The 12,998-nt window shown below is 58.4% G+C and carries 13 protein-coding genes and 2 tRNA genes; 14 read left to right on the top strand and 1 reads right to left on the bottom strand.

Going from position 1 to position 12,998, the window contains the following annotated elements; translation table 11 throughout:
• The first annotated feature begins 64 nt into the window (after positions 1 to 64).
• From TNEU_RS07670 to TNEU_RS07625, 11 genes are all read left to right on the top strand, one after another.
• Complete coding sequence (locus tag TNEU_RS07670; protein WP_012350863.1) at positions 65 to 910, top strand: ATPase domain-containing protein; 846 nt, start codon at positions 65 to 67, stop codon at positions 908 to 910.
• Positions 911 to 939: 29 nt separating this feature from the next.
• Positions 940 to 2,241, top strand: coding sequence for a signal recognition particle protein Srp54 (locus TNEU_RS07665; RefSeq protein ID WP_012350862.1), 1,302 nt, complete (start codon positions 940 to 942; stop codon positions 2,239 to 2,241).
• The gene (locus TNEU_RS07660; protein ID WP_012350861.1) at positions 2,238 to 2,714 is read left to right on the top strand and encodes a hypothetical protein; all 477 of its coding nucleotides are present in this window, start codon (positions 2,238 to 2,240) and stop codon (positions 2,712 to 2,714) included. Before TNEU_RS07665 ends, TNEU_RS07660 begins: the two co-directional genes overlap by 4 nt.
• 41 nt (positions 2,715 to 2,755) lie before the next feature.
• Positions 2,756 to 3,970 (top strand): tRNA pseudouridine(54/55) synthase Pus10, encoded by a 1,215-nt coding sequence (locus TNEU_RS07655; protein ID WP_425357491.1) that lies wholly within the window; start codon positions 2,756 to 2,758, stop codon positions 3,968 to 3,970.
• Between the two features lie 28 nt (positions 3,971 to 3,998).
• Positions 3,999 to 5,516 carry a glutamine-hydrolyzing GMP synthase gene (gene guaA / locus TNEU_RS07650; RefSeq protein ID WP_012350859.1) on the top strand — a complete coding sequence of 506 codons (1,518 nt, stop codon included), beginning with the start codon at positions 3,999 to 4,001 and terminating at the stop codon, positions 5,514 to 5,516.
• A gap of 124 nt (positions 5,517 to 5,640) precedes the next feature.
• The gene (locus tag TNEU_RS07645) at positions 5,641 to 7,029 is read left to right on the top strand and encodes a gamma-glutamyltransferase (protein WP_012350858.1); all 1,389 of its coding nucleotides are present in this window, start codon (positions 5,641 to 5,643) and stop codon (positions 7,027 to 7,029) included.
• 40 nt (positions 7,030 to 7,069) lie between these two features.
• Positions 7,070 to 7,234 carry a hypothetical protein gene (locus TNEU_RS10295; protein WP_187146719.1) on the top strand — a complete coding sequence of 55 codons (165 nt, stop codon included), beginning with the start codon at positions 7,070 to 7,072 and terminating at the stop codon, positions 7,232 to 7,234.
• 48 nt (positions 7,235 to 7,282) lie between these two features.
• Positions 7,283 to 7,370, top strand: a tRNA-Leu gene (locus TNEU_RS07640).
• A gap of 90 nt (positions 7,371 to 7,460) precedes the next feature.
• Positions 7,461 to 7,583: transfer RNA gene (locus TNEU_RS07635), tRNA-Ile, on the top strand.
• A gap of 38 nt (positions 7,584 to 7,621) precedes the next feature.
• A complete protein-coding gene (locus tag TNEU_RS07630; RefSeq protein WP_012350857.1) occupies positions 7,622 to 8,212 on the top strand; it encodes a 50S ribosomal protein L6 in 591 nt (196 codons plus the stop codon).
• Entirely contained in the window at positions 8,172 to 9,299 is a 1,128-nt protein-coding gene (locus TNEU_RS07625; RefSeq protein WP_012350856.1) for an MFS transporter, read from the top strand. The genes TNEU_RS07630 and TNEU_RS07625 overlap by 41 nt, the downstream gene beginning before the upstream one ends.
• On the opposite strand, the gene TNEU_RS07620 is transcribed toward TNEU_RS07625, so the two are convergent.
• Positions 9,253 to 10,134 (bottom strand): UbiA-like polyprenyltransferase, encoded by an 882-nt coding sequence (locus TNEU_RS07620; RefSeq protein WP_012350855.1) that lies wholly within the window; start codon positions 10,132 to 10,134, stop codon positions 9,253 to 9,255. The genes TNEU_RS07625 and TNEU_RS07620 overlap by 47 nt on opposite strands.
• Positions 10,135 to 10,213: 79 nt before the next feature.
• On the opposite strand from TNEU_RS07620, the gene TNEU_RS07615 reads away from it, so the two are divergent.
• From TNEU_RS07615 to mdh, 3 genes are read left to right on the top strand one after another with little or no spacing between them, the layout of a single operon-like run.
• Positions 10,214 to 10,636 carry a thioredoxin family protein gene (locus TNEU_RS07615; protein ID WP_012350854.1) on the top strand — a complete coding sequence of 141 codons (423 nt, stop codon included), beginning with the start codon at positions 10,214 to 10,216 and terminating at the stop codon, positions 10,634 to 10,636.
• A gap of 28 nt (positions 10,637 to 10,664) precedes the next feature.
• Positions 10,665 to 12,011: an FAD-dependent oxidoreductase gene (locus TNEU_RS07610; protein WP_012350853.1), complete on the top strand. Its 1,347-nt coding sequence runs from the start codon at positions 10,665 to 10,667 to the stop codon at positions 12,009 to 12,011.
• A gap of 47 nt (positions 12,012 to 12,058) precedes the next feature.
• The gene (gene mdh, locus TNEU_RS07605) at positions 12,059 to 12,985 is read left to right on the top strand and encodes an NAD-dependent malate dehydrogenase (RefSeq protein ID WP_012350852.1); all 927 of its coding nucleotides are present in this window, start codon (positions 12,059 to 12,061) and stop codon (positions 12,983 to 12,985) included.
• The last annotated feature ends 13 nt before the right edge of the window (positions 12,986 to 12,998 follow it).

Raw genomic sequence — 12,998 nt, 5'->3', positions numbered from 1 at the left:
GTGGCCGCCAGGTGTATAGATATGTAAACAAAACAAATATATTTACGCCCCCCACCGATGGCGTATGTCTTATCAGGAGCAGTATAGCTATGACTACCAGGACTATTATCCCGTCTACGACAACAGAGCCCCCACGGGCATCTGGTACGTCGACCAGCTTCTACAAGGCGGCTTCAGAAAGGGCGAGATCTACCTCGTGGCCGGCGAGGCGGGCCAGGGGAAAACCATCTTCAGCCTCCAGTTCCTAAAAACGGGAGCCGAGATGTACGACGAGCCGGGGCTATACATCACCATAGACGAGCCCTCTGAGGACGTCAAAAGGGGCGTGCGGGAATCCCTGGGCTGGGATCTAGACGCCCTAGAGAGCCAGAGCAAGCTCATCTTCGTAGATCTGAGGACCCACTTTAGGACGTACGCAAAGGAGGAGAAGGTCTCCGCGGATCCCCGCGACATCGCGAAGATAATCCTGGAATACGTGAAGAAATTCGGCGTAAAGAGACTTGTGATCGACCCCATAGCCCCCCTAATCATAACCTCGCACACGGACGTGCTGTGGGTAAGGGAATACATGAGAGAGTTGGTGTTCCAGCTGAGGCGTCTAAAGGACATAACCACCCTAATGACGTCTGAGATACCGACGGGCGAAAACAAGATAAGCCGCTTCGGCGTAGAGGAGTATCTGGCAAGCGGCGTGATAAAGCTGGAGCTGATGGAGTACAGAGGCTTCGTCTTCAGAGTCATGTTCATCAGGAAGATGCGGTGGACCGCCGTCAGGCCCCAGAAGCTGGTCTTCGAGATCTATCCACACTACGGTATATACGTCCTAGACCGCCTAGAGAACTTCATGAAGCAGATAGACGTCTGGTACGCCACCTTAGGTCAGCAGGCCCAGGCGCCGCCTGCCACATAAGGAATTTAAACCATCGCGGCGGCTCACCTGTGAAAGCCCTTAGCGAGGTATTTGGCAAACTGGTCGAAAAGATAAGGGGGGTCAGCTACATAGACGAGGCAACTCTACAAGACCTCTCGAGAGAGATCCAGAGGGCCCTCCTCAAGGCAGACGTCCCCCTAGACATGGTAAAGGCTTTTACCGACGCGGCAGTAAAGCGGATAAAAGAGGAGAAGCCCCCCGCCGGTATACCGCCTAGGGAGTACCTCCTTTACGTTCTGTACGAGGAGCTGGTTAAGCTTTTGGGCGGCGAGCAGCCCCCCGAGTTTAAGCCAACCAAGAAGCCCTACGTCGTCCTGCTCCTCGGCGTGGAGGGAAGCGGAAAAACAACCACGGCCGCCAAGCTTGCCAAGTTGCTGGTAAAGAGGGGGTACAAGGTCGGTCTCGTGGAGACAGACACCGTGAGACCAGCCGCCTTTGACCAACTGAGGCAGCTAGCCGAGAAAATAGGCGTCCCCTTCTACGGAGAAAGGGATGGTAAAGACGCGGTGGAGATAGCCCGGCGGGGGGTACAGAACTTGAAAAACCTAGACGTGGTGATCGTCGATACTGCGGGGCGCCATAGAAACGAGGAGGCCCTACTCCAGGAGGTAAAGGCGATATATGAGGCGGTGTCTCCCGACGAGGTCGTGCTCGTAATAGACGCCACCGTGGGTAAGCTGGCGGCGGCGCAAGCTGAGGCGTTCATGAGGTACCTCCCTATACACTCCGTAATAATCACTAAGATGGACAGCACGGCGAGAGGCGGAGGAGCCTTAGCCGCCGTGGCAAAAACCGGGGCAAAGGTCAAGTTCATAGGGGTGGGCGAAGACGTAGACGAGCTAGAGATGTTTATCCCGAGGAAGTTCGTGGCGAGGGTCCTAGGGATGGGCGACCTCGACGCTCTTGTCGAGAGGATAAAGGCGGTTTTCGAGGAGGAACAGGTGATACAGGAGATAGAATCCGGCAAGCTAGATCTCCTCACCTTCAAGAAGCAGATAGACGGCCTCCTGAAGCTCGGCCCTCTGAGTAAGGTCTTCCAGATGTTGCCTGGGGGACTCGCCGCCAAGATCTCGGAGGAGCAGATAGAGCTTTCTCAGAAGAACCTAAAGAAGTGGCGCGCCATCCTCAGCTCCATGACCGTCGAGGAGCTCAAAAACCCAGAGCTCCTCAACGCCTCTAGGATAAGGAGGATAGCCCTAGGCGCAGGCGTTACGCCTAGAGACGTCAAAGAGATGTTGACGGTGTACGAGAACCTAAAAAGGATGTCGAAAACGCTCAAGAGACAACTCAGGATGAAAATGCCGAGGTGAGGCGCTTCCTAGTCATCACAACTCAGCAGAAGATAAACGAGGAGCCGCACATATATGCGAAAATCCTGGTGGCCGCCCTCCTCATCTCAAACGGCGTGAGACAAGACGCCGAGGCCGTCTATCACCTGGTAGACCAGCGAAAAACCGTTAAGATAATCGGAGCTAGAGTAAAGAGGCTTTTCCCCGACGAGGAGTCGTCGGTTGGCTTTCTCCGAAAGGCCGTCGCGGGTGAGAAGCTACCGGGGGTTGTGGTAAAGAGAGACCAAGGAGATCTCGTGGTCGGAATGGCGCTGGGGCCTTCCGGAAGAGGCCGTTGCGCCCCCCGCACGCCCTTTACCTACATCCTCAAGTTTGTGGAGTACGACGTGGAGCCCGAGTGCGGTCTAGGCCTAGAGAAGATCCCGCCTCATCACCAAGTAGTTATAGTGAACATCGAGGTGGATAGAGCGCTACGCCGAGGTCTCCATTTATAAAGAACTTTAAACAGGCGCCTGTGGACGTCCTAGAGAGATCTATGGAGATATTGAGGGCGTACCCGCTATGCGACTCCTGCCTCGGAAGACTCTTCGCCCAACTGGGCTACGCCTTGGAGAACGCAGAAAGGGGATCGGCGATTAAGACATTGCTACATATGAAGCTCGTTACGGAGTATAGGCAGGGGGCAGACGTGTCGGGGGATCTAAAGAGCCTAGCCCGCGTCCACAGGCCGACTCGGCGGTTTCTCGCCAGCGTTGGGGTAGCCGTAGAGGATTCTCAGTGCTACATATGTGGCGGTCTCACGTCTTCCGTCGAGCGCTACGCCAAAGACGCCGTAGTTCAACTCTCCGGCGTCGATTTCGAGACCTTTGCCGTTGGGACAACTCTACCTAGGGAGGTGCTGGAGAGGGAGTCCGAGGTGGTAAAGAGGTTCCTCATCTCCACAGGCGAGTCGATCAAGCACGAAATAAACCGTAGAATAGGGAGGGAGATCCTTAAACTGTTGCCCGGTAAGAAGGTGGATAAGCAGAGGCCCAACGTGTTGGTAAGGATAGACCTAGTGACCGGTAAGGTGGACGTGGTAAGGAACCCCCTCCTCATAGAGGGGGTCTACCTCAAGCTGAGCAGAAGAGTCTCTCAGGCAAAAAAATTCGGCGATGTCAAAGCCTCACTGCTGGAGAAGCTGGCGCACGTCCGGGATTTATACGGCGGCGTAGAACACCTAATCCACGTCTCCGGCAGAGAAGACAGCGACGCCAGGATGTTGGGTCCAGGCAGACCCCTCGTTATAGAGGTGAAGAATCCAAGTAGATACCGAGGTTTACCCGGGAGATATGAAGACGGGGACGTGATCTATATCCCACGCGGCTTTACGGTAAGGGAGGAGATAAGGAGGTTGAAAGATAAGGCTAAAACCGACATAAAACTCTACCGCGCGCTTGTCTATTCTGAGAATCCGCTTACCGAGACCGACTTGGCTAAACTCGGCGAGCTTACGGGTAAGACGATCCTGCAGTACACCCCACGTAGGATCAAACGCCTCAGTCCCAGGAAGAGGAGGACCCGCATGGTCTACGAGCTGGCGTGGCGCCTAGTATCCCCCCACGTATTTGAGCTCTACATCAGGTGCCAAGGCGGCCTTTACGTAAAAGAGTTCATCCACGGCGACGGCGGTCGGACAACCCCAAGCGTGGCTGAGATTTTAAACACGTACTTAGAGGTTCTCGAGCTAGATGTGCTGTCTATAGAATAGATTTTTAACCCAATGTTTTAAATCGGCCGTGGAGAAGGTTCTCGTCGTCAACTTCGGCGGGCAGTACGCACACCTTATAGCTAGGAGACTGCGGGAGAGGGCGATCTACACGGAGGTTGTAGCTCCCGAGGACGCCGTAGAGGCGGCCAAGTCGCAGGAGGTAAAGGCCGTAGTTCTCTCGGGAGGCCCCAGCTCGGTGTACCAAGAAGGGGCGCCCGACGTCTCAAACGACCTTTTTGCCCTGGGGAAGCCCATCTTAGGCATCTGCTACGGCCACCAGCTGATTGCCAAGAAGTTCGGGGGGGTGGTGGAGAGAGGTAAGGGCGAGTACGGGAAAACTCTGGTCAAGGTTCTCGAGGACGACGTCATATTCAGAGGTTGGGAAAGGGAGGAGGTCGTCTGGATGAGCCACAGCGACTACGTGGCGAAGCCCCCAGAGGGCTTCAAGGTGCTGGCGGTAAGCGAAAATGGGTATATAGCCGCCATGAAGAAAGGCAATATCTACGGCGTGCAGTTCCACCCTGAGGTATCCCACACCCCCAAGGGCGGCCTTCTTCTGGAGAGGTTCGCCAGGGAGGTGGCTCGGGTAGAGTCCATGTGGAGGCCGGAGGATCAGATTGGGAGAATCGTGAGCCAGATAAGGGAGGAGGTGAAAGACGGCGATGTGATCATAGGGGTGAGCGGGGGGATAGATAGCACGGTCACAGCCATCCTTGTCCACATGGCGGTTGGGGATAGGGCCAAGGCCGTGTTTATCGACCACGGGCTCTTCAGAGAGGGGGAGCCGGAGAGGGTCGTGGCCCTGTTGAGCTCCCTCGGCATAAAAACCCACTATGTAGACGCCAGAGAGCGCTTCCTCGCCAGGCTAGAGGGCGTCTCAGACTGCGAGGAGAAGCGTAGGATTATCGGGGAGACCTTCGCCGAGGTCTTCGCAGAGGCCATATCTCTCTTCCCGCAGGCGAAATACCTAGCCCAGGGCACGCTTTACCCCGACGTCATCGAGAGCGGGGCGGTAAAGGGGGCCGATAAGATCAAGAGCCACCACAACGTGGGTGGGATGCCGAAGTGGTTCACCTTAAAGCTTGTGGAGCCGCTGAGGGAGTTCTACAAAGACGAGGTAAGGAGGTTGGCCAAGGCTCTTGGTCTACCCGACGAGGTGGTGTACCGACATCCCTTTCCAGGGCCTGGCCTTGCCGTGAGGATCATAGGCCCCTTTACCAGGGAAAAGCTGGATATTGTGAGGAAGGCGTCTAAGATAGTGGAGGAGGAGCTCGGTAAAGAGGGGCTCCTCAGAGGCGTCTGGCAAGCCTTCGCGGTCGTGGGCGACGATAGGTGGGTAGGGGTAAAGGGCGATAAACGCGCCCTCGGCTACGTCGTCACTGTCAGAGTTGTAGAAAGCGAAGACGCTATGACCGCCGACTGGTCGCGGCTCCCCTACGAGGTGCTGGAGAGGATATCGGCGCGGATAACCTCGGAGATACCCCAAGTGACAATGGTGACCTACGCCATCACCACGAAACCTCCTTCCACAATAGAGCCCTGTTGACGTTTGTGGTCGGCCTACCGGCCCCGCCGTCACCTACGCCCGTGACGCGGGCGCATCTGGCGGGCGGGGAACCGGGGGCTGTGCCACTGTAGCAACGGATTTATAAGTTCTCTCAGGCTTTGTCGTGTACGCGGGGACCGAGTTCGCCATAGCCACAGAAAGCTATCTAGCGACGCGGGCTGGCTACGAGGCGTATAAGGCGGGGGGCAACGCGGCAGACGCCGCCGCATGCGCCTCGATTGTGCTTACCTATACGCTTCCCCACCTGGGGGGCGTCGGCGGCGATTTCTTGGCGTTGATACATCGGGGCAGCGGAGTCGAGGCGGTCCTAGGCCTGGGCTGGGCCCCCCGCCGCGTGCCAGAGAAGCCCCCGAGGAGGGGGATCCAGTCGGCCGTGGTGCCTGGATACTTGGCGGGGCTCTACGAGCTACACAGGAGATACGGCTCGCTAACCTGGGAGAAGGTCGTCGACATCGCGCTTGGGGCTATGGAAAAGGCCACTCTACATCCCTCTCTTGCATACGCGCTGGAGAAGTACAGAGACATCCTCCTCGCAGACCCGGGAGGACGCATCTACCTAAGTCTCCCGGGACACGCCGGCGAGCCGTACCGCATCGAACCGCTTCTAAGGCTTTGGAGAAGGCTTAGGGATAATCCCCTGTCCTTCTACGACGAGGTTGCGGCGGATCTACTCCACGGCTACTTTGAGATCGACGACTTCTCCAGGTTTAGGGCTGAGGTGAGGCGCCCGCTGTCTCTCGCCGTGGGTGAGTGGACAGTATACGAGGCGCCCCCGCCCTCCCTCGGCTTCGCGGTGTTGCTCGCCTTAAAGCTGACGCAGAGGGCCGAGGGGGCCTTCAGCTACGCCAGGATACGCGACGTCGTGTCGGCGTTGAAGAAGGCCCACTGGGCCCGCGACCGCTATCTACACGACGGAGATGTCCCCATAGGCGACATCTTGGAGGGGCGCGTAGAGCTGGGGGAGGCGGAGTCGCCTGAGCCGACGCCGGGCACAACCTACCTAGCCGCCGCAGACAGAGAGCTTGTGGTGTCGGCTATCCAGTCCCTCTACTACCCATTCGGCGCGGGGTACACCGACGCCGCGTGGGGAGTAACCTTCAACAACAGGGCCAGCGACTTCACAGCCGGCTTAAACAGAGCCGCGCCACATAAGAGGCCGGCACACACGCTCTCCGCCGTAGTCCTGGAGGGCGAAGGCGGAGTGTACGCTCTAGGCGCAAGCGCTGGGCACTACAGACCCGCGATATATGTACAGCTTGTACAAAACATCGTGTGGTACGGCATGGATCTCCGCGCGGCCGTCTGGGCCCCCCGCTTCATGTGGAGGGGAGGAGACGAGGTCCAAGCCGAGGAGGGCTGGGAAACGGGCCCCGGGGTGCAACTGGTCAAATACCCGAGCAGGATGGGCGTGGCGGCCGCCGCCGCGAGAAAAGGCCCCACGGTGGCCGCGGTTGCAGACATACGCGGGGACGGCCTGGCGTTGGGGCTCTAAAAGGGGAAAAGTTTATCTCTAGACTACACTATGTACACACATGGCATATAGATGTGCCATATGTGGAAGAGAAGATACGCCGCTGCTAGAGGCGAACATCAAAGGCAGAGGCCCGGCGTTGATATGCCCAGACTGTTGGTATAAGCTCATGGCGGAGAACAAGATCGTGGTAGGCTCAAGCGGCGGAGGTTGCGCATGCGGCTGACGTCAAAATCTGTAAAATTTTTAAATCGCCATGATTGTAGGAGGCGGGGCGGGGGTGCCCGAGCCAGGTCAAAGGGGCAGGGTTGAGGTCCCTGTGGCGTAGGCCTGCGTGGGTTCAAATCCCACCCCCCGCACCACTTCTTCTCACAAGCTTTAGTGGAGTTGATACAGCCGCGCTCGTTGGCGGTCTGGATAAAAATTTATAACTGGCCAATATCAATCACGAAGGGCCCGTGGCTTAGCCCGGTTAGAGCGCCCGGCTGATAGCCGGCTGGTCAGAGACCGGGAGGTCCCGTCAACCCCCCGCCGAGGGGGGTTGGGATAGGGTTCAAATCCCGGCGGGCCCACCACGTTTGTAAATTTTTAAACTGGGGAAAAGTGGGGCCCTATGCAGGTTGTGTATGCGGTTGAGGAGGTTGAGATACCGGAGAACGTGAAGGTGTCTGTGGAGAAGGTGGGCCCGTTTGACTACGTTGTTAAGGTGAAGGGGCCGCTCGGCGAGATCGCCAAGGAGTTTAGAAACACGCCGGTGGCGATGGAGGTGAGGGACGGGAAGGTGGTTCTTGAGGTTTATAATGCCAGGAAGAGGGAGTACTCCATATTGGGCACCTACAAGGGGGTGCTCAGGAACATGTTCCTAGGCGTGACCAAGGGCTGGAGGTACAAGCTTAAGGTGATATATACGCACTTCCCCATGCTCGTAAAGGTCCAGGGGAGCCAGCTTGTTATAGAGAACTTCCTTGGCCGGAAGTCCAAGATCGTGGTGGCCATCCCCAAGGGGGTTAAGGTTGAGGTTAAGGGCAAGGAGGATATAGTGATTGAGGGCATAGATAGAGACGTGGTGAGCCAGCTCGCCGCCGCGATTCAGTCGGCCACGGAGCTTAGGGGAGACGAGAGGCCTTCTCCGCACGGCCGCGAGGGCGGTTTGGGCGTTGTGGATGGGATATACGTCGTCGGCTACGAACACGTCAAGAGCTGATTTAAGAGCCTACGTCCTCCTCTCTACGCCCTACTCCTTCGTAGTCTTCCTACTGCCGTTCTATGTGCTTGAGATAGGCGGCGGCTCGGTAGAGGTCGGCGTGGCCTACGCGTCATATGCGGCGGCTGTGGTGGTGACGCGTCCTACGTCGGGCGCGTTGGCGGATAAGTTCGGCAGACGCAGGGTTATGCTACTGGGTGGCGCAACGCTGGCGGTTTCGATGGCCCTTCTGGCACTTTCCACCGGGGTGGCCCACGTGTACATATCCCTCTTCTTGGCTGGAGCGGCGTCCAGCTTAGTCAACGTGGCGGCTCTGGCTTATGTGTCAGACGTCGGCGGGCTGGAGGACCCCGCGCTCTACTCGAGGCTGAAGACCGCGGCGGCCTTAGGCGCGTTGGCGGGCGGGGCGTCCATCCCGGCTGTGTATGTCCTCTCTAGGCTTCTCAGCTTCGCAGACGCCTTTAGGCTTGTGGCGGCTGTTCTAGCACTTCTGGCCGTCTCAGCTCTTTTGGCCGTCCCGGGCGAGACGAAGCACCTTGCCGCCAGACACAAGAAGGGCGACCGGGTCCAGACCTTCTGCGTGATGTCGCTGGCTACGGCGTTCGGCTCCGCGGTGGGCCTCTACGGCCCTCAGGTGATGCTCTACCTCCACAGGAGGTACTCGCTGTCTCCCTACACCGCCGTCGTGGCGTATCTACCCTCGGTGGTGTCGTGGATAGTGGGGCCTAGGCTTGCGGGGCCCGCCTATGCGAGGTTGATCGCGGGAGGCGCCGCGATGGCTCTAGCGCTCGTGGGCATGGCGGTCTCTCCATCGCCGTATGTCTTCTCGGCGTTTTGGGCCATCGAGAGCCTTGGGGTCGCCGCCGTCTCAACCTCCCTAGACCAGAGGCTGGTTAGACACGTCGCCGGGTCCTACTGGGGTAGGGGCTACGGCCTCTACCAGGCGTTGTACAATCTGGGTTACTCCGCCGCGGCAGCCGTCTCGGGCTTCTTCGACGACCCCTTCACCCCCGCGCTGGCCCCCCTCTCCGCGGCTTTGCTCACGGCGGCTGTGTGTAGTAACCTACAAAAACGCCGAGCGGCATGAGCACGCCCACGGCTAGGTTTAGGTTGAACCCGCGCGCCACATCTCCGGTAGCCCCCAGCAGGGCTGAGTATATCTCAAGGGCGGCGCCGGCTAAAGTCAGGGCGAGCCCCCATGGGCTAAGCCCGTAGCTTAGGTAGTTCGCCACGTATAAGACGGCCGACGTAGTTAGAAGAGCTACCGCGGCGACATCGGCGGTTTTTAGGCCGTAGCACGCGGGTATGCTGCCGAGGCCGTAGGATCTGTCGAACTGGTAGTCGCCCTTGGAGTACACCACGTCGAAGCCGGCGACCCACAGCGCTGAGGCTACCACAAGTAGCCAGGGCGTGTTCGCGAGGGCGGCCTCCAGACTGTCGGGGTGCATGGCTATAGAGGCGCCGAGGGGCACCAAGGCGTATACAAGGCCGAGGTGGAGGTGTGGGAGGCAGTGGAGCCTCTTGGCGTAGGGGTAGGCAATTACGACGGCCAGATACGGGATTGAGAGCGCCGTGGGCATCTTTCCGAGGGCCGCCGCCGAGGTTAGGAAGACGGCTACGCCGAAGAGGAACACGGCGTATGCCTCCCTAAAGGTCACCTTACCTGACACCAGCATGCGCCCCCTCGTCCTGGGGTTGACCTTATCGATTGGGTAATCCGCTATGTTGTTCCAAGCCATGCCGGCAGTCCTCAAGCCGAAAACGGCTAGGCCTATGAAGAGGGCTCTCAAAACGTCCAACGCGCCGCCTGCGAGAAGCGCTGCGGCGTACGCCATGGGCAATGTAAATACCGTATGCTCCACTCTTATGAACCTCAGTAGTCTCGCCGCGGTTGCGCCCACGGCCTCGGGGTCGAAGGCCACGGCGGTTTTCACAAAGGTCTTTAAATAGGAATGGGCCCCCGGGGAAATGTTTTTTAAGGCGTTTCCAGGCTGCTTGGCGATGGACGACGTGGAGAGGCTCTTGTGGAAAAAGGCGGTAGAGCTGACGAGCAGAAAAACGCCGCAGTGTTGCAACGTCAGCTACGCGCCTGGACAGGTGCTCTACGGCGTTGACCAGCTCAGAAACGCGGTGGCCAGCTGCAAGACGGCCTTTGTTATGTTCTTCGGGAAGATGTGCCCCTACTGCCAGATGTTCGACCCGATTTTTAGGCAGGTGGGGGAGAGGTACCGGGCCTACGCCAACTTCGTGAAAGCAGACGTTGAGGTGTTTTTCGACCTGGCGGCTAGGTTAGGCGTGATGGGCACCCCCACCACAGTTGCCTTCGTAGAGGGGAGGCCTCTAGACGCCGTGTCTGGCTTCTTGACGGCGCCGCAGTTTAAGGCCTTTGTGGAGTCCGTCCTGTCGAGGGCCGGCTGTAGATAACTTTTAAACAACATATCGGCCCCCATGTATGGTTAGGGTCGTAATAGTAGGCGGAGGCGCGGCCGGCGCCTCGGCAGCGGCTAGGGCGAGGAGGTTGGACCCAAACGCCGAGGTGGTTTTGATAGAAAGGGGGTCGATGATTACACATGCGCCTTGTGGCATGCCCTATGCGATTGGGGGGATCGTGAAAAGCCACGAGGATCTGATGACGTATAGGCCGGAGGAGTTTGAAAAAGAGCGCAACATCAGGGTTTTGACCAGGGCCGCCGTGCTAGACGTAGACGTCGACAAGCGGATGGTCGCCGTCCAGAGAGGGAGCTCCGTGGAAAAGATCCAGTGGGACAAGCTCGTAATCGCAACCGGCGCGAAGCCTCTGGTGCCGAAGATACCAGGGGTGGATCTGAAGGGGGTGCTCACCATGAGGCACCCCGACGAGGTCCCCGAGATAAAGGGGCATCTTGAGAAAGCTAAGACGGTAGCCGTGGTGGGCGGCGGCTACATCGGCGTTGAGATGGCTGAGGTCTTGCTTGAGATGGGCAAGAAGGTGCTTCTCTTTGAGATGGCGGACCAGCTACTGCCGGCTACGCTTGACCCGGACACGGCCGCCATCGTGGCTGAGGAGATGAAAAGCCGCGGAGTGGAGCTACACCTTGGCGAAAAGGTGGTGGAGCTGGCCGGGACAGGCCACGTGAGCAAGGTGGTCACCGAGAAGGGGGAGTACAACGTAGACGAGGTGATCCTCGCCACAGGCGTTAAGCCAGACGTGGACCTAGCTCTAAAGGCCGGCGCAAAGCTTGGGGAGACCGGCGCCGTGTACGTCAACGAGTACATGGAGACCACGGTGCCTGACGTCTACGCGGCTGGAGACGTCGTGGAGAAGACCCACAGGTTGACTGGGAGAAGGGTGTGGATCCCGCTCGCCCCCACTGCGAACAAGGAGGGGCAGGTAGCGGGGGGAAACGCCGTGAGGGGCAGAGTTCTGAAGTTCCCCGGCGTAGTCGGCACAGCCGTCACCAAGTTCTACAACCTGTACATAGCCAGGACCGGGCTCAGCGAAAGGGAGGCCTCGCAGCTGGGGCTAAAGACCCAAAGCGCCTTGATAAAGGCTAGGACGAAGGCGCACTACATGCCCGGCGCAGAGACGGTACACATGAAGCTTATCGCCGAGGAGTCCACGGGCCGTATCTTGGGCGCGCAGGTGCTTGGCAGGAGCCAGATCGTGGCGGCGTATGTAGATATCGTCGCGGTGGCCGCCGAGAGGGGCTACACGGTCTCCGACATGTTCTTCGCAGACATCGGCTACATGCCAGACACAGCCCCCGTCTGGCATCCACTGATAGTTGCGGCGAGGGTCCTCAGCAGAGGCAAGCTGTAATTGTAATTTAGTTATCAATATTTTTAACGGTCGCACATCGCCAGACTATGATTACGATCATCGGAAGCGGCAGGGTTGGGTCCTCCGCCGCCGCGATAATCGGGATAATGAAGCTAGACAACAAGATCCTTCTAGTCGATATAGTGAAGGGCCTCCCCCAGGGCGAGGCCCTCGACTTAAACCACATGAGCTCCATACTGGGCTTAGACGTGGAGTACATGGGTTCAAACGACTACAGAGATATGGAGGGTAGCGATCTGGTGATAGTGACAGCCGGGCTTGCCAGAAAACCCGGCATGACCAGAGAACAGCTACTTGAGGCCAACGCCAAAATAGTGAGCGAGATCGGAAGAGAGATCAGGAAGTATGCGAAAGACTCGGTGGTGATTCTGACGACGAATCCTCTCGACGCGATGACGTACGTCATGTGGAAGGCCACAGGCTTCCCCAGGGAGCGCGTCATTGGATTCAGCGGAGTGCTAGACGCGGGGAGACTGGCCTACTACGCGGCGAAGAAGCTAGGCGTTTCCCCCAGCTCAATACTGCCGATTGTGCTAGGTCAACACGGCGAGAGCATGTTCCCCGTGCCAAGCAAGAGCTTCATACACGGCGTACCCCTAACCAGGCTTTTGACGGAGGAGCAGATTAGGGAAGTGACTGAGGAGACGGTAAAAGCCGGGGCTAAAATAACCGAGCTCAGGGGCTTCTCCTCCAACTGGGCGCCCGGCGCCGGGCTCGCCGTTATGGCTGAAGCCGTTAAGCGCGATACGAGGAGATCCCTCATCGCGTCCGTGGTGCTACAGGGCGAATACGGCGTTAGAGACATCCCAGTGGAGGTGCCAATCGTCCTCGGCAGAAGCGGCGTGGTTAAGGTGCTGGAGGTGGAGCTTACCCCCGGCGAGCTCCAGAGCTTCATGCAGAGCGTCGAGGCCGTCAAGAAGCTGGTGTCCTCGATACCGCCTAACCTGCTCTAAGTTTAAAATCTAC

The sequence above is a fragment of the Pyrobaculum neutrophilum V24Sta genome, from assembly GCF_000019805.1.
GTDB lineage: Archaea > Thermoproteota > Thermoprotei > Thermoproteales > Thermoproteaceae > Pyrobaculum > Pyrobaculum neutrophilum.
This window is presented reverse-complemented; position numbering and strand designations above follow the sequence as displayed.